Source organism: Kineosporia corallincola (assembly GCF_018499875.1).
GTDB classification, from domain to species: domain Bacteria; phylum Actinomycetota; class Actinomycetes; order Actinomycetales; family Kineosporiaceae; genus Kineosporia; species Kineosporia corallincola.
Genome location: NZ_JAHBAY010000016.1, coordinates 1 through 15427, shown reverse-complemented (window position 1 = coordinate 15427; position 15427 = coordinate 1). Strand labels below are relative to the sequence as shown.

The following is a 15427-nucleotide window of genomic DNA, read 5'->3' as shown; positions in this document are numbered from 1 at the left end:
GTTGGTGTTCCCAACCAACCCATCGGAGGTCGCCATGAAGGCAGCCGTGGTCTCGTCGTTCGACGCCGCTCCCCGTTACCAGGACTTCCCCCTGCCCGATCCCGCCGACGGCGAGCTGGTGGTCGACGTGATCGCCACCGGGCTGCACCCGCGGGTGCTGTCGCAGGCCGGCGGTTCGCACTACACCAGCACCGACGAACTGCCGCTGGTGCCCGGCATCGACGGCGTCGGCCGCGACCGGGAGGGCCGGCTGCGCTACTTCGTGCTGCCGGACACCCCGCTCGGCGCGATGGCCGAGCAGACCGTGATCGACGCCCGCCGCAGCATCGTGCTGCCCGACGGCACCGACCCGGTCGCCGTGGCCGCCGTGATGAACCCGGCCATGTCGTCGTGGGTCGCGCTGCGCCGCCGGATCGAGTTCACCGCCGGGCAGAAGGTGCTCGTGCTCGGCGCCACCGGCAACGCCGGGCGGACGGCCGTGCAGGTGGCCCGGCTGTTCGGCGCCGGCCAGATCGTCGCCGTCGGCCGGGACCCCGAAAAGCTCGGCGCGCTGACCGCTCTCGGCGCCACCGACACCGTGGCGCTCGGCGAGGGCACCTCCCGGCTGGGCCGGGTCGCGGCCGGGGTGGACGTGGTGCTCGACTACCTGTGGGGTGAACCCGCCACCGCCGTCATGACCACCCTGGTCACCGACCGGGCCGACCGGGGCGAGCCGCTGACCTGGGTGCAGATCGGGTCGATGGCCGGGCCCACCGCGGCGATTCCCTCCGCCGCGCTGCGTGCCGCCCGCCTGGCCGTGGTCGGCAGCGGGCAGGGCTCCGTGCCCACCCGCGACATCCTGGCCGAGCTCACGCAGATCGCCGCGGCCGTGGCCGAGGGCCGGATCACCGTCGACGTCACCACCGTGCCGCTCGCCGGCGTCGAGCAGGCCTGGGGCCGGGCACGCGACAGCGACCGGCGCATCGTCATCACCCCGCAGGCCTGAGGGCCGTGACGGCCAGCTCGTCCAGCGCCCGCGCCTCCGCCGACCGGGCGCGCCCGGCCAGCCCGGTGGCCACCACCCCGGCCACCGCCGCCGAGACCGCGACCAGGCACAGCCCGGCCGGCAGCCCGATCCGCGCGGCCAGCACCCCGGTCACCAGAACCCCTGCGGCACAGGTGGAATAGGCCCAGGCCGCATACCGGGCGGTCACCGTGGCCTGCTCGGCCGGGCCGAGCCGGTTGGTCACGGTGATCATGCCGAGCGTGTAGGCCGGCCCCTGGGCCAGGCCCAGCAGCGCACAGGCCGCGGTGACCAGGGGCAGCGAACCCCCGGTCAGGCTCAGGGCCACGGCCGTGGTGCCGGCCACGATCCCGGCCGACACCGCCCATGCCCGCACCCGGTGCAGACGCGGCGCCAGCGCCCGCTGCGCCAGCCACGCGGTCACCAGGAGGGCGGCGCAGGGCAGCATGTACTCCACCGGTGAGCTGTCCGGCCGGGCCTGCCGCACGGCGGCGGGCACCAGCGCCAGCACCAGCCCGGCCGCCAGCCACGACGCGGCCCCCACGATGTAACCGGCCACCCGCTGCCGCGGCGAGTACACCGGAAGAACGACGGCAGGCGGGATCTCACGCACCCCGGCGGAGGTCCCGCTCCACTCACCCGGCACCGCACCACGCCGGGCCGTGCCGCGCAGCACATCGCCGCCCGGCACCAGCACCGCCGCGCCCGCCAGCACCACCCCGGTCAGCACCGCGTGCACGAACGGCACCGTCACCAGCACCGCGCCGCCCGCGGCCGCCACCGCCCCGGCCCCGAGATTGCCCGCCAGAGAACCCAGAACGGTCCCCGTCCCGATCGCCGTGCGCCCGCGCTCGCCGAGGTGGGCCAGGGCCAGCCCGGCGGCGGCGCTGGTGCCGAGGGCCATCGCCAGCCCCGCCAGCACCCGCCCGGCCAGCACGAAACCGAACGCCAGCGCACCCAGCCCGATGAGGGTGTCCGCCAGGATCGACACCACCCCGGCCGCGAGCAGCAGCCGCCGCGCCCCACCCGGCCGCGGACGGCGGGCCAGCAGCAGGAGGGTGCCCACGAGCGTCGCCATGTAGATCGACAGCAGCAGTGCCTGACCGTCCGGCGGCAGGTCGTAACGCGAGGCGTACTGCGGCACCAGGGCATTGGGCACGTTCACCCCGGCGGTGACGGCGCAGAACAGCCAGACGACGGCACGGCCCGCCCGAACGTCACCCTCACGCACTGAATCCTCCGGTTGCTCGTCGTTCTGACCACAACGATGGGCAATCGGCACCGTCCGCATCAACCGTCACCGGGAGGGCTGGCCATAATGGTCAGCCGACGGCCGATCCCGGCCGCGCCAGTGGTCAGAACGATCAACCAGGGAGATCTTCGTGCCCGCGAGCCTCGACGGCATCGACCGCGACATCCTCCGGGTGCTGGACCGCCACCCCCGGGCCACCACGCAGTACATCGCTCAGGACCTCAAACTGGCCCGGGGCACGGTGCTCGCCCATCTGCGGCGGCTGACCGAGAGCGGTTTGCTGGCCCCGGCCACCAGCCGCCTCGACGGCGCGGTGGTGGGCAAGCCGCTGCGGGTGTTCGTGCGGGCCGAGGTGGACCAGAACCGCTTCGACGGCCTGGTGGAAGACCTGGAGCGGGTGCCGGAGATCATTGAGTGCTCGGCGGTGTCGGGCGGCAGCGACCTGCTGATCGAGCTGGTCGCCGCCGACCCGGACGACGTCTACCGGGTCACCCAGCGGATCATGCGCTGCCGCGGGATCCGCCGCACCGACTCCTCGTTCGTGCTGCGCCAGGTGATCCCCCGGCGCATGGAACAGCTTCTCTGACGGCTAGTTCCAGAACCCCTGATGCACCTCGACGGCGGCCGGCAGGCCGACCGGCCCGTCCACCACGATCGACCGGCCGCCCCGGGCGAACACCTCACGGCAGGGCAGGTCGAGCGGGGGCACGCCCTCCTCCTCCTCGACCAGGGTGCCGAGTTCGGCCTCGGACAGCGCGAACACCACCCGGCCGATGCCCGACCAGTAGATCGCCCCGGCGCACATCGCGCAGGGCTCGGTGCTGGTGTACAGCGTGCCGCGGCTCAGCGCTCCCCGGTCGAGCCGGCCGGCCAGCCGCACCAGGTTGCTCTCCGCGTGACCGGTCGGGTCGGAGCCGGTGACCACGCTGTTGCGGGCCTCGACCACCTCCTCGCCCGGCGTCACCAGCAGCGCGCCGAACGGGTGGTCTCCCCGCTCACGGGCCTCCCAGGCCAGGGCGACGGCCCGCTCCAGGTACGAGATGTCCTGCGGTGTGACGGATTCCACCAGAGCTCACAATCAACGGACGACGACGGGCCGGCCGGGGTCCGGCGCCTGACCTGGCAACCGTAGTGGACGTGGCACCTTCCGTCCCCACACCGGGACGGTGTCCGAAGGTCGCCGGCACCCAGCGAGAGCACGAACCCGGACGGGGCGCGGCGGGCGCACCCGCACCGATGACGGCACGGCCGATCAATTGCCTCGCGGGGCCAACGTTTCCGCCGGCCACCGACCAGGTGACGTTCGTGCGGCGGTCCACCGCGATACTCGAGAAGCCGCCCTACGTCGAGCACTGCTCCCGGTTCGCGTGCCCCACCTCCACCAACGGGAAGAACGGGAACGGGCCGTACCGGCCGGGCGCGAGGGCTGACATCTGACGTTGCGGAACTCGCAGACCGCGATCAACTGGATGTCACACGGAGATTTCGCCTGAGTTTCGGCGAAAGCTCCTCCGTAGCCCAAACCGCCACACGCAAGGAGGCACTCACGGTGAGCACGAACAGCTGGGACCCCTGGAACTACCGCTCCGGCTCGGACTTCGGCACCGGCCACGACCTGGCGGGTCTGTCGGTCCAGGCCACGGACGGTCACATCGGCAAGGTCGACGAGGCCACCTACGAGACCGGCGGCAGCTACCTCGTGGTCGACACCGGCCCGTGGATCTTCGGCAAGAAGGTCCTGCTGCCCGCCGCGGTGGTCCGCTCGGTCGACGTGGAGAAGAAGGACATCTACGTCGACCTGACGAAGGACCAGATCAAGAGCTCCCCGAAGTTCGAGGAGGGCGGCACCTGGTCCGACACGACGCACCGCGACGAGGTCGGCACCTACTACGGCCAGTACGACAAGGGTCTGTGACCAGCAGATCCACGAACGGCGCCGGGTCTGCGACCCGGCGCCGTTCGGCGTTCCCGCCCCACCCGCGGTTGAATGCGGCATGGAGACCCGTCACCAGCTGACCGCCCGCCTGAGCTGGCAGGTCAACCAGCTCACCGCCTTCGGCGGCGACGAGATCGAGGTCGTCGTCAGCGAGACGACCGAGCCGGCAAGGACGACCGAGCCGGCCAGGACGACCGAGCCGAGCGAGCCGGCCGAACCGGCCGGAACGTCCGGGAACTGGCGCGCACGTGGACGCCTCACCCACGCGGACCCGCGCGTGGCCGAGGCGCTGGAGCTCCTGCGCGAGGCCGATCCGGAGGTCACCCTGACCTTCGGCGACGGCAGCGTGGTGCCGGTCGTCGTGCACCCGCCCGCCCCCGACGGGTGGTTCGCCCTGACCGCCCCGCAAGACGACTTCTAACGCACCGGCGGCGGGGCGCTCGACTCCCGCACCACCAGCGAGGTGGCCAGCTGGAGATGGCTCGACACCGGCGGCCGGCCCTGCGTCATGCCGACCACGGTGGCCATGGCCACCCGGCCGATCTCGACGATCGGGGTGTGCACGGTGGTCAGCAGAATCGGGAGCGGCAGCGAGGTGTAGGTGTCGTCGTAGCCCACGATGCTGATGTCTTCCGGCACCCGCAGCCCCTTCTCGGTGACCTGACGCAGCACCGCCAGTGCACCCGGGTCACTGGAGGCGTAGAAAGCCGTTGGCGGATCGGGTAGTTCGAGCATGCGGGCCGCGTCATCGCCCGCCGCCCCCATGCCGCTCTCGCCGACCAGTTCCGGATCCTCGCTGATCCCGGCCTCTTCCAGCGCGGCCCGGTAGCCGCCGCGACGTTCCCGCAGCCCGGCGTGCGCCGCCGAGCCGCCGACGAACCCGATGCGCCGGTGCCCGAGCGACACCAGGTGCTCGGTGGCCTGGTAGCCGCCCGACCAGTTGTTGGAGCCCACACTCGCGACCGCCGGGTCGAGCGCGTTGGGCGGGTCGATCGCCACCACCGGCAGCCCGATCTCGGCACAGGTGCGGGTCACCTCGTCGGACAGCTGCGTGGTCACCACCAGCAGGCCCTGATGGCCGTGCTCGCGCATCTGCCGTACCCGCTCCGGCCGCAGCAGCGCGCCCGGGCCCGGGTCGAGCGGCGAGGTGACGTCGGGCACCACCTCGAACCCCTCCCGCTGCGCCTCGGCGATCAGGCCGTCCAGCATGCGCAGCGCGTAGAGGTTCGCCAGGGTGTCGAAAAGCGCCACCACGGTTCGTCTTCCCAGCGGGTCGGGGGTGCGCGTGGTGGGCATGTAGCCGAGTTGCCGGAAGGCCTCGCGCACCCGCCGGCGGGTGGCCTCGGACACCCCTGGCCGCTCGTTCAGCACCTTGGACACCGTGGCCTTGGAGACCCCGACCAGCTCCGCGATCGAGTCGAGCGTGGCCCGCTCTTGCGGCCCCCTGGACATGTGGTCACTCCCCTGCACGGCGGGTCAGCAGCCTATCAGCGTTGAAACAGTTTCGTTCCTGTCGAGTGCATTAGACCTCTTGCTTCGGCTATTGACCCTCTCTACAGTCACTCCACCAGCGAAACTTAGCGAAACAGTTTCAAAGCAACGAATGCAAGGGAGCATGGCGATGACGCCAGAAACGTTCGGAGGCATCGGAGCCCCCTACCCGAATCCCCTTCTTCCCGGCTTCAACCCCGACCCGTCCGTGGTCCGGGTCGACGACGTGTACTACATCGTCACCTCCACCTTCGAGTACCTGCCCGGCCTCCCGGTGTACCGCAGCACCGACTTCGTCACCTGGGAGCAGATCGGCAACGTCGGCACCCGCCCCGAGCAGCTGAACCTGGGCGAGGTCGCGACCAACCTCGGCGTCTGGGCCCCCACCATCCGGCACCGGGACGGCGTCTTCCACGTGATCGTCACCGTGCCCTCCGGCCGCGGCTGCGTCGTGTTCACCGCCACCGACCCGGCCGGCCCGTGGAGCGACGGCACCGTGATCGAGGGCCTCGACGGCATCGACCCCGACCTGGTCTGGGACGACGAGGGCCAGGCCTACGTCACCTGCTCCGGCCTGGTGCTCAGCGGCGAGAGGGTGGGCGAGCACCTGGGCATCCTCCAGGCCCGCGTCGATCTGGAAACCGGCACGCTGCTGGAGGAACCGCGCTCGATCTGGTCCGGTTCCGGCTTCATGTTCCCCGAGGCCCCGCACCTGTACCACCGCGGCGACCACTGGTACCTGATGATCGCCGAGGGCGGCACCGAGCGCGGCCACGGCGTCTCGATCGCCCGCTCCACCTCGCCCGAGGGCCCGTTCGAGGCCGGGCCCGCCAACCCGTTCCTCACCGCCCGCAGCACGATCCGGCCGATCCAGAACACCGGCCACGGCGACCTGGTCGAGGGCCCGGACGGCGAGACCCTGATGGTGATGCTCGGCGTCCGCCCCGGCGGCGGCACGCGGGCGTTCTCCCCGCTCGGCCGCGAAACCTTCGTCACCCGGGTGACCTGGGTCGACGGCTGGCCGGTGGCCGAGCCGGTGCATCTCGCCCCACGCTCGCCGCTGACCGATGTGGTGACGTTCGACGGGCCGCTCGACAACCGCTGGATCGCCCCGCGCCGCCTGCCCTCCGTCATCGGCACGGTCGAGAACGGTGCGCTGCGCATCGAGGGCGACGGTTCCACCCTCGACGACCTGCGGCCCTCCTTCGTGGGACGCCGGCAGCTCACCTTCGCGGTGGAGTCCCGCACCACCGTCGACGTCTCCGCGGGCACCGGCGGCCTGGCCGTGCGCTACGACGAGGAACACCACTACGAGATCGAGGCCCGCGCCGAGGGCGCCGGCGTCGTGGTCACCGCCCGCGCGAAGGTGCCCGGCCTGCGCCAGGAATGGACCGGGACGCTGCCGGCCGGACCGGTCACCCTGCACCTGGACGCGGTGCGCCCGCAGCCCGCCGGGTTCAGCGCGGAGATGATGACGAGCGATCACGTCGTGCTCCGCGCCGAGGCGGGCGGGCAGACGCTGGACCTGGCCCGGGTCGACGGCCGCTACCTGTCCGCGGAGACCGCCGCGTCGTTCACCGGCCGGGTCATCGGCCTGTACGCGGTCGAGGGCACCGTGACCTTCACCGGCTACCAGGCCTCCGGCTCCGAGAGCTGATCAGCCCCACCACCGCTCCCGGCGGCCGTCGTCACGGCCGCCGGGAGCCGGACTCATCCTGTTCAATGAAGAACCGTCACGGGCCGCCCGTCACTGGGGCGATCCGGGGCACAACCAAAGAAGGTTGACATGAGTTCCCCTGCCTCCGTCCCCGAGCTCTCCCCCGAGAACCCGGAAAACCCCGTCGTCCAGGAGATTCCGGACGACGTCGCACCCGACACCGGTCAGGTCCCCAGCCGCGCGACGATCGCCCGCTTCGGCGCCGGCTACCTGTTCTTCGGCATCTGCTGGGCCATCGGCCTGGCCATGGTCGCCAACGTCCTGCTGCCGCAGCGCCTCACCGACATCGGCGTCTCGTCCCCCGACGCCTGGTTCGGCACGATCAACTCGGTCACCGCGATCGTCTCGCTGGTCGCCAACCTGGTGTTCGGAAACCTCTCCGACCGCAGCCGATCGCGCTTCGGCCGCCGCAGCCCGTGGCTGCTGTTCGGCGGGATCATCGCCGCCGTCTCGATCTTCCTGGTCGGCGTGGTCGGCAGCCCGGTCGCGATCATGGTCATCTACTGCGTCACCATGGTCGGCCTGAACATGATGCTGGCGCCCGCCCTGGCCGTGATCGCCGACCGGGTGCCGCTGAACGTGCGCGGCACCATGTCCGCCTTCTTCGGCGGCGGCGCCACCATCGGCTACCCGCTCGGCGCCCTGATCGGCGCGGCCTTCATCACCGCCACCACCCCCGGCTATGTCCTGGCCGCCGTGCTGCTCGGCCTGTCCGGCGTCCTCACCCTGTTCGTCTGGCCGCGCGAGCGCTCGGCCGAGCGGCAGGCCGCGGTGGCCGGCGGTTTCAGGGACCTGCTGGCCTCCTTCCGGCCGCCCGCCCCGAGGAGCGCGCCGGACTTCTACAAGGCGTTCGTCGGCCGGCTGTTCATGCTGATCAGCTACCAGATGATCGCCGCCTACCAGCTCTACATCGTGCAGAACTACGTGGGCCAGTCCACGGTGAAGTCGGCCGCCACCATCTCCACGATGTCGATCATCACCCTGGTCGTCGGGCTGGTCGCCTCGCTGGGCTCGGGCCCGATCACCGACCGGATCGGCCGCCGCAAGGCCCCCGCCGTGGTCGCCGCCGGGCTGTTCGCCGTCGGTGTGGCGATGCCGTGGATCTTCCCGTCGTCCATGGGCATGTTCCTCTACGCCGCGATCGCCGGATTCGGTTACGGCGTCTTCGGTTCCGTCGACCAGGCGATCAACGTCGACGTGCTGCCGAGCAAGGAGGAGGCGGGCAAGGACCTGGGCATCCTCAACCTGGCCACCACGCTCGGCCAGACCATCGGCCCGATCATCACCTCCACCGTGGCGGTCTCGACCGGCGCCTACGGGCTGATCTTCCCGATCTCGATCGCGATGGCCGTCATCGGCGCACTCTCGATCACCCGGATCACGTCGGTCCGCTGAAACCTAAGGAAATTCGATGAGTTACACACCGTCCCAGGTCCTCTACGGCGCGGCCTACTACCACGAGTACCAGCCCACCCCGCGGCTGGAGCAGGACTTCGAGGAGATGAAGGCCGCCGGGTTCAGCGTGATCCGGATCGGCGAGTCGGTCTGGTCCACCTGGGAGCCCGAGGACGGCGTCTTCGACCTGGAATGGATCACCCCGGTGCTGGACGCCGCCGGGAGGCACGGCATCGCGGTCATTCTCGGCACCCCGACCTACGCGGTGCCGCCGTGGCTCCAGCGTCGCTACCCGGAGATCAACGCCGAGATCGCCACCGGGAAGAAGTTCGGCTGGGGCATGCGGCAGGAGATGGACGTCACCCACGCCGCCTTCCGGTTCCACGCCGAGCGGGTGGTGCGGCGCATCCTGGAACGGCACGCCCAGCACCCGGCGATCGTCGGGTTCCAGGTCGACAACGAGCCAGGGGCCTGGGTTCTGCACAACCCGGGGGTGTTCGAGCGGTTCCGCGACCACCTGCGGCACCGGTACGGAACGGTCGAGAAGCTCAACGAGGCCTGGGGTCTCACCTACTGGTCGCACCGGCTGAGCGACTGGAGCGACCTGTGGCGGCCCGACGCCAACGCGCTGCCGCAGTACGACCTGGCCTGGCGGCTGTTCCAGGCCGACCTGCTCACCGAGTTCATCGCCTGGCAGACCGGAATCGTGAACGAGTACGCCGGTGATCGTTTCGTGATGACCTGCATGTCGTACAGTCGGCCGACGGTGCGGGACGACGCGCTCGGTGAGCTGTTCACCGTGACCGCCGGCAACCCCTACTTCAAGGCGCAGGACGCCCTGGCCCTGCCCGACACCGCGGTGAAGCCGCAGACCTGGTGGACGCAGGGCACCTGGGCGCTCTACCACAGCGCCGACTGGATGTTCGGCACCCGGCACGAGCCGTTCCTGGTCACCGAGGTCGGCGCGCAGTCCATCGGGTTCTCGTCGATGAACCAGCCCGGCTACCCGGGCCAGCGCCGGCAGGCGGCCTGGGCCCTGATCAGCCGGGGCGCCCAGATGATCGAGTACTGGCACTGGCACACCCTGCACTTCGGCCCGGAAACCTACTGGGGCGGCGTGCTTCCGCACAGCCAGCGGCCGGGCCGCACCTACCGTGAGATCGCCGCGATCGGGCAGGAACTGGCCGGCCTCGGCGACCGCATCGTCGGCCTGCGTCCCGACGCCCAGGTGGGCCTGCTGTACGACCACGCAAGCAAGTGGTCGTTCGAGAAGTGGGGCCCGCTGGCCGCTCCCGACGGCATGCCGGTGCCGGACTCCTACGGCCCGCTGGTGGAGGCGTTCTCCCGCGGCGCCTTCGACGCCGGGCTCCAGACCCGCGTGTACCACGCCAGCAAGATCCTCGACGCCGACCCGGCCGAGGTGGCCCGGGAACTGCCGGTCTTCGTCGTCTCCGCGTACTACGTGGCCGACGACGCGGTGCTCGCCTGGCTGCTCGACTACGCCGCCGCCGGTGGGCATCTCGTGCTCGGGCCGCGCACCGGCTACGCCGACACCGAGGCCCGCGCCCGTCCGGAGATCGCGCCCGGCGGCGGGCTGCACGAGGCGGCGGGCGCCTGGTACGACGAGTACACGAACCTGGAGGAGACGGTCCCGGTCCTCGCCGTCCCCGGTTCGGGTCTGACCCTGGCCGAGGGCGCCGGGGCCCGGGAGTGGATCGAGTCGTACCAGGTCACCGACGGCACCGTGGTGGCCCGCTACGACCATCCGTTCCACGGCGACTACGCCGCCGTGACCACCCGCGAACACGGCGCCGGGCGGGTGTCGGCCGTCGGCTGCCTGCCCAACCCGCAGCTCGCCTCGTCGGTGCTGTCCTGGGCCGCCGGTTCCGCCGGTTCCGCCGATTCTGCCGGTTCGCTGGAGAACGTGTGGACGCCGGACGCCCCGTCCGTGCGCGTCCACTCGGCGGTCAACGGCCGGGGTGAACGGCTGTGGGTGGTGCAGAACTGGTCGTGGGAGAGTGCCTCGGTGGTGGTGCCGCTGGCCGCCGAGAACCTGCACACCGGCGACCGGGTGACCGAGGGTGACACGCTGACGCTCGGCCCGTGGGACGTGGTGGTGCTGGTCACCCCCGCGTAGCGGTTCTTGAGCAGGACATACCCCTGAAACAGCGCACAGATAACACCCGGGACGCCAGCATCCTGGTTCGCTCCCCGGAGAAGGCCTGAACCGACCGCAGGCCCGTGAACTCCGGGGAGTGAGCAGGTCAACAGGAACCGGGCATGGCGACGAAGACAGCACAGACCCCTACCGGCATCACGGACACCCCGGACGACATCCACGACCCGGAGCCCGGCCCGGTCTCCCGGCGGCGTTTCCGGGTGCGGCCCGGCCTGGTCCCCCGGCTGCGGCTGGTGCGGTCGGTGGTTCTGTGGACGGCGCTGGCCTGGCTGCTCCTGGCCGTGGTCCTGCTGCCCGGGGCACGTTCCGCGGTGGCGCAGTTCGTGCCGGTGCTCGTGCTGATGGTGGCCGGTTTTCTGCTGACGGTCACCCGTACGGTGCGCTGGGCCGCCCTGGGCCTGGTGTTCGCGGCGTCCCTGGTCTGGGCCGCCGCCACCGCCGTGACCCTGCTGCTCGTGCTGCCCGAGCCCCGTCCGGCGGCGCTCCAGGTGGCCGGAACCGCCCTGGCCCAGCTGGTGCCGCCGGCCGCTGTGGCGCTGGTGGCGCCGCGACGGGCGCGCCGGTTCGCGGTGGGCGACTGGGTGCTGCTGGGTCTCGCGGCCGGCCTGGGTTTCCGGGCGGTGCGGGAACTGGCGCGGGGTCTCGGGGCACCGGCCGTGCCCGGGCCCGGGTTCGTGGCCGCGGTCGTGGTCTGCGGCACCCTCGGGCTGGCCGTGGTGGGCTGGCGCGCGGCCGCGTCGGCCGGCCGCGCGGCACGCCTGGTCTCCCGCGTGTCCTGGCTGCTGGTGGTTCCCCTGGTCTGGGCGGTCGCCGTCGGCACACCCATGGTGGACGCCGTCCTCACCCTCACGGGATCCCTCCCGGAACCGTTCGGGTGGGCCGGGCAGGTGGGCGAGCTGCCGCTGCGCACCGGCCTGCGGGTGGCGGCCGTGCTGGTGGTGCTGCTGGCCGTGCTGGTCGACGCCCGGCACCTGCTCACCGCCGACGAGTGCCGCGGCGACCTGACCGTCCTGCCCGTGCCCTGGCGCGCGGCCCGGTGGGCCCGCGCCTGGTCGAACCGCCTGGCCCCGGCCCCCACATACCCTGCGCCGCAAGATATCTCGCCCGGCGACGCCGATCCCGCAGCTCCGCCCCCCGCGGCTCCGTCCCCCACCACGTCGCCCCTCACCGCTCCCTCACCCGGGCCGGTTGCACCCTCGGCCACCACATCCCCCACGATCACACCCCCGCACACCGCCCAGCCCGGCACTGCCTCCCCCGACACTGCCTCCCCCGGCGCCGCGCATCCGCCGGCCGTGTCCTCCAGCGTCTCTCCCCCCAAGCCTCCGCACGATCCGCCGAGCCCGCCCGCAGACCCGGTCACCACACCGGCCACCACACCGGTCACCTCCCGCAGCAACCACACCGCTACCGTCCCGGACCACGGGCGGCGCCGGGCGTCCTCCGGTTCGTCCCGCGGTGCGAGGGTTCGGAGGGCGGGGCTGGAGAGGGCTGCCGTCGTCCTCTGGCTGGTACAGCTGGGTCGGCACACGCTGACGGTCGCGTGCTGCTCCCTCGTGGCCTACGCGATCCGAGACAAGGCGGTGATCCTCGCCGCGCACGCGGGGGTGAGCGGCGAGTCCCGGCTGACCCGGCTGGTGCGCGGCCGCGCCGCGATGGAGATGACCCGCCACGCCCGGCAGGAGGCCTACGCCTGGCACAGCGACCTGCATCGTGACCCGTCCGGCGGCGGACTCTCACAGGTGGTGGTCTGGCGGGTCGCGGCCGTGCTCACCCTGCTGCCCGCCCTGGCCGTGCTGTGGCTGGTGCACGCGCCGTCGGGTTCCGCCGACCTGTCCGGGCCCGGCACCTGGTGGACGGAACTGGCCGTCTGGCAACAGGTCCTGCTGACCGGCGGACTCACCGGGCTGGCCGCGCTGGCGGCCGGGTCGCTCGGCGCCTCGCCCGGCGTCTCCGGCACCGCCGTGTACCTGGCCTCCTACGGGTACGGGGCCGCCACGTTCGTGCGGGCGCCCCGTGCGGCCACCCGCACCTACCTGGCCCGGGCCACCCCGGCCGGTCTGCTGGCCGACGCCGCCGAACTGGCTCTGACCATGGTCCCGGTCACCTTCGGCGGCGCGGTCGAGGCCCGCGGTGTGCGCACCACGGCCGAGGACTACCTGCACGCCTTCGATCTCGGTGGCCTGTCCGGTTTCCTCGGCAAGGCGGAGGTTTTCACCGAGTACGCCACCCGGGCCGTGCCGGCACCCGGGCACCACGACGTGGTGGTGCAGGCCGTCGGCGTGCCCAGTGCCCGCGCCCTGGCGAAGCTGATCCTCAAGGACGCCTCGTACGCCGGTGGCCCGGTGCGCCTGATCCCCGGCACCGCCGGCGGTGCCCCGGCCGGCACCGCCCAGCTGCTCGCCGACCGGCTCGGCGTGCGGGTGCTGGCCCCCACCGACACCGTGCACGTCTTCGAGTCGGGCCGGCTGATCGTCGGCCCCTCACCCCTGGCGCCCTCCGGCCGCTGGGAATCCTTCGAGCCTGGACCCCGACGATGATCATCAGCCGCGCCGGATTCTTCCGCGAACTGCCGCACGGCCTGCCCACCGGCGAGAGCTTGCGCGAGTCCCTCCCCCGCCCCGGCCGGGCGGACCCGCTGCCGCAGGCGCAGGAGAGCAGGCTGCTGCGCCACCTCTGGGGCAACACCGTGCTGGTGGCCACCGGCTGCCTGACCGACGACGTGCTCGATCCCTCGGCCCAGGGCGTGGCCCCACTGGAGATGGTCACCGACGGCGCCTGGGTCTGGCCCCGCGACCTGGCCCACTACGTCGAGAAGTACCACGTGGCCGTGCCTCTGCCGTTCGTGCTGCACCTCGAGCTGCTCGACTGGGCACAGCCCCGGCTGCACCCCGACCAGCTGCTCGAGGTCGAATCCGCCTTCCTGGAACCGTTCTCCGGCTGAGCCACGGCCGAAGGCCTTTCAGGAAGCCGGGTTCGGTCACCGCCCGGCCACACCGGCCGGTGGGCAGGTTCGCCTCCGCCGGGTGAACGGTACCGAAAGGAACGGTGTCTCAGGCCGTTTCGGCCTCGGCGTCGGCGTCGGCGTCGGCGTCGGGCAACGGCAACCCGGTCGGGAATCCGTCGATGCTGCTCAGGTTCTTCTCCTCGTGATAGGCCCGCAGCCCGTGCGCGCCCTTCTTCTGCGCCCACGTGTGCATGAGCTCCCGCTGGCCGGTGAACTCGAACTCCGGCACACCGAAACCGCACGACGTCTGCACCAGGTCGATGTCGAGCAGGTAGATGTTGCGGGACCCCAGCATCGGCGGGAACAGGGCCAGCAGTTCGTCCCACTCCGCATCGCCCTCGTGCACCGCGCGGGCCGTGCCGTACAGCCGCAGGATCAGGGGCTCGCGCGCGAACGAGCAGAACATGATCGTCATGCGTGGCGAGTCCAGCAGGTGCGCGGCGGTCTCGTTACCACTGCCGGTGCCGTTCAGCCAGACCACCCGACCGGGCCCCAGCACCCGCAGGCTGTCGAGGCCCTTGGGCGAGACGTTGACCCGCCCGTCGCGGGCCGCGGTCGCCACGAAGAACATCTGCTGCTTCTCGATGAACCGCTGAAGCCTGGGGATGATTTCGGGAAACTGCTTGGCCATGCCGGAGCTCCTCGTCGTTGTCACTCACACTCAACGTAGCCCACCTCACACCGGCCCGGCCTCCGAGTTCCTGCGCGGCCGAATCCTCCCGATCGGCGCCGCGTGTGGTGTGATGGTCCCGATGGACCACAACCAGCTCAGCGCCAGAACCGACACCTGGGTCCTGGCCTGTCTCGCCACGAACCCGGCCGGAATGACGCTGCGGGAGATCCGCGTGCGGCTGTGGGACGAGCTCCCGGCCGACGTCCGTTCCTCCTGGGAGGTGCTGGTGATCGGCGACCAGGTGAGCCGTTCGCTGCACCAGCTCGCTCGCGAGGGTGTGGTGCGGCACGACCGGTATGCCATGCGCTGGCAGGCCGTCGCACCGGAACAGCACCTGCCCGCACCTCCGACCCGGGTGGTACCCGGGGGCGAGCAGAGCGAGTTCTCGCTCGACGGGTGACCCCACCAGTCTGGAGCAGCGGTTTCTCGCGAACCGCCGCTGCCCGGCGGCTGCGCGCGGCCAGGGCCGCACCGCCTGGTGACGCGTTGATCGAACCGCTCACCGAACAGATCGCCAAGGCTCATCAGGAGCAGCTGGACTGCATCACCCGTCTGCGTCTTCTGGCGCCGGCCGAGGTGATCGCGGCGGCGGTGGCGATGCACGAGGCCGAGCATCGTGTCGTCGATCTGTGCCTGGCCACGGCGGTTTTGGACGACGAGCTCATGGACGCCCTGGCGGCCTGTCACCGTCAGCGGCAAGATTTTCTGGTGGTCGCGCGGGCGGGTGTGGGCGTACCGGGGGCAGTTGCCGGCATTGGTGATCACGTGTGACGG

15 protein-coding genes are annotated in these 15427 nt (G+C 71.9%); 11 read left to right on the top strand and 4 right to left on the bottom strand.

Going from position 1 to position 15427, the window contains the following annotated elements:
* Positions 1 to 34: 34 nt before the first annotated feature.
* Positions 35 to 985 (top strand): quinone oxidoreductase family protein, encoded by a 951-nt coding sequence (locus KIH74_RS29910; protein ID WP_214159740.1) that lies wholly within the window; start codon positions 35 to 37, stop codon positions 983 to 985.
* Here the strand turns inward: KIH74_RS29910 and KIH74_RS29905 are convergent.
* Positions 969 to 2234, bottom strand: coding sequence for a hypothetical protein (locus KIH74_RS29905; protein WP_214159739.1), 1266 nt, complete (start codon positions 2232 to 2234; stop codon positions 969 to 971). The genes KIH74_RS29910 and KIH74_RS29905 overlap by 17 nt on opposite strands.
* A 151-nt stretch (positions 2235 to 2385) precedes the next feature.
* On the opposite strand from KIH74_RS29905, the gene KIH74_RS29900 reads away from it, so the two are divergent.
* Positions 2386 to 2841: an Lrp/AsnC family transcriptional regulator gene (locus KIH74_RS29900; protein WP_308114045.1), complete on the top strand. Its 456-nt coding sequence runs from the start codon at positions 2386 to 2388 to the stop codon at positions 2839 to 2841.
* A 3-nt stretch (positions 2842 to 2844) separates the two neighbouring features.
* Here the strand turns inward: KIH74_RS29900 and KIH74_RS29895 are convergent, their stop codons facing one another.
* Positions 2845 to 3321 carry a nucleoside deaminase gene (locus tag KIH74_RS29895; protein ID WP_214159738.1) on the bottom strand — a complete coding sequence of 159 codons (477 nt, stop codon included), beginning with the start codon at positions 3319 to 3321 and terminating at the stop codon, positions 2845 to 2847.
* Positions 3322 to 3804: 483 nt separating this feature from the next.
* Between KIH74_RS29895 and KIH74_RS29890 the strand changes: the two genes are divergently transcribed.
* Entirely contained in the window at positions 3805 to 4170 is a 366-nt protein-coding gene (locus KIH74_RS29890) for a PRC-barrel domain-containing protein (RefSeq protein ID WP_214159737.1), read from the top strand.
* A gap of 79 nt (positions 4171 to 4249) precedes the next feature.
* Positions 4250 to 4612 carry a hypothetical protein gene (locus KIH74_RS29885; protein ID WP_214159736.1) on the top strand — a complete coding sequence of 121 codons (363 nt, stop codon included), beginning with the start codon at positions 4250 to 4252 and terminating at the stop codon, positions 4610 to 4612.
* On the opposite strand, the gene KIH74_RS29880 is transcribed toward KIH74_RS29885, so the two are convergent.
* Positions 4609 to 5643 (bottom strand): LacI family DNA-binding transcriptional regulator, encoded by a 1035-nt coding sequence (locus KIH74_RS29880; protein WP_214159735.1) that lies wholly within the window; start codon positions 5641 to 5643, stop codon positions 4609 to 4611. The genes KIH74_RS29885 and KIH74_RS29880 overlap by 4 nt on opposite strands.
* A gap of 169 nt (positions 5644 to 5812) precedes the next feature.
* On the opposite strand from KIH74_RS29880, the gene KIH74_RS29875 reads away from it, so the two are divergent.
* The 5 genes from KIH74_RS29875 to KIH74_RS29855 all read left to right on the top strand — a co-directional run bounded on the left by KIH74_RS29875 (position 5813) and on the right by KIH74_RS29855 (position 13917).
* Positions 5813 to 7339, top strand: coding sequence for a glycoside hydrolase family 43 protein (locus KIH74_RS29875; RefSeq protein WP_214159734.1), 1527 nt, complete (start codon positions 5813 to 5815; stop codon positions 7337 to 7339).
* 129 nt (positions 7340 to 7468) lie between these two features.
* Positions 7469 to 8794 (top strand): MFS transporter, encoded by a 1326-nt coding sequence (locus KIH74_RS29870; RefSeq protein ID WP_214159733.1) that lies wholly within the window; start codon positions 7469 to 7471, stop codon positions 8792 to 8794.
* Positions 8795 to 8810: 16 nt separating this feature from the next.
* On the top strand, positions 8811 to 10931 hold the full coding sequence (locus tag KIH74_RS29865) for a beta-galactosidase (RefSeq protein ID WP_214159732.1): 2121 nt from the start codon (positions 8811 to 8813) through the stop codon (positions 10929 to 10931).
* Positions 10932 to 11074: 143 nt separating this feature from the next.
* Positions 11075 to 13513, top strand: coding sequence for a DUF8616 domain-containing protein (locus tag KIH74_RS29860; RefSeq protein ID WP_214159731.1), 2439 nt, complete (start codon positions 11075 to 11077; stop codon positions 13511 to 13513).
* On the top strand, positions 13510 to 13917 hold the full coding sequence (locus tag KIH74_RS29855) for a hypothetical protein (RefSeq protein WP_214159730.1): 408 nt from the start codon (positions 13510 to 13512) through the stop codon (positions 13915 to 13917). The genes KIH74_RS29860 and KIH74_RS29855 overlap by 4 nt, the downstream gene beginning before the upstream one ends.
* A 109-nt stretch (positions 13918 to 14026) precedes the next feature.
* On the opposite strand, the gene KIH74_RS29850 is transcribed toward KIH74_RS29855, so the two are convergent.
* Positions 14027 to 14611 (bottom strand): pyridoxamine 5'-phosphate oxidase family protein, encoded by a 585-nt coding sequence (locus KIH74_RS29850; protein ID WP_214159729.1) that lies wholly within the window; start codon positions 14609 to 14611, stop codon positions 14027 to 14029.
* 121 nt (positions 14612 to 14732) lie between these two features.
* Between KIH74_RS29850 and KIH74_RS29845 the strand changes: the two genes are divergently transcribed.
* Together KIH74_RS29845 and KIH74_RS29840 are read left to right on the top strand one after the other, a co-directional pair.
* Positions 14733 to 15053 carry a hypothetical protein gene (locus KIH74_RS29845; RefSeq protein WP_214159728.1) on the top strand — a complete coding sequence of 107 codons (321 nt, stop codon included), beginning with the start codon at positions 14733 to 14735 and terminating at the stop codon, positions 15051 to 15053.
* Positions 15054 to 15139: 86 nt separating this feature from the next.
* A complete protein-coding gene (locus KIH74_RS29840) occupies positions 15140 to 15424 on the top strand; it encodes a hypothetical protein (RefSeq protein WP_214159727.1) in 285 nt (94 codons plus the stop codon).
* Positions 15425 to 15427: the final 3 nt, after the last annotated feature.

Bases quoted from the DNA above. Each gene is read 5' to 3' on its own strand.
- KIH74_RS29910 (WP_214159740.1), top strand. From the start codon at position 35: ATGAAGGCAGCCGTGGTCTCGTCGTTCGACGCCGCTCCCCGTTACCAG.
- KIH74_RS29885 (WP_214159736.1), top strand. From the start codon at position 4,250: ATGGAGACCCGTCACCAGCTGACCGCCCGCCTGAGCTGGCAGGTCAAC.
- KIH74_RS29880 (WP_214159735.1), bottom strand. From the start codon at position 5,643: ATGTCCAGGGGGCCGCAAGAGCGGGCCACGCTCGACTCGATCGCGGAG.
- KIH74_RS29875 (WP_214159734.1), top strand. From the start codon at position 5,813: ATGACGCCAGAAACGTTCGGAGGCATCGGAGCCCCCTACCCGAATCCC.
- KIH74_RS29870 (WP_214159733.1), top strand. From the start codon at position 7,469: ATGAGTTCCCCTGCCTCCGTCCCCGAGCTCTCCCCCGAGAACCCGGAA.
- KIH74_RS29865 (WP_214159732.1), top strand. From the start codon at position 8,811: ATGAGTTACACACCGTCCCAGGTCCTCTACGGCGCGGCCTACTACCAC.
- KIH74_RS29860 (WP_214159731.1), top strand. From the start codon at position 11,075: ATGGCGACGAAGACAGCACAGACCCCTACCGGCATCACGGACACCCCG.
- KIH74_RS29855 (WP_214159730.1), top strand. From the start codon at position 13,510: ATGATCATCAGCCGCGCCGGATTCTTCCGCGAACTGCCGCACGGCCTG.
- KIH74_RS29850 (WP_214159729.1), bottom strand. From the start codon at position 14,611: ATGGCCAAGCAGTTTCCCGAAATCATCCCCAGGCTTCAGCGGTTCATC.
- KIH74_RS29845 (WP_214159728.1), top strand. From the start codon at position 14,733: ATGGACCACAACCAGCTCAGCGCCAGAACCGACACCTGGGTCCTGGCC.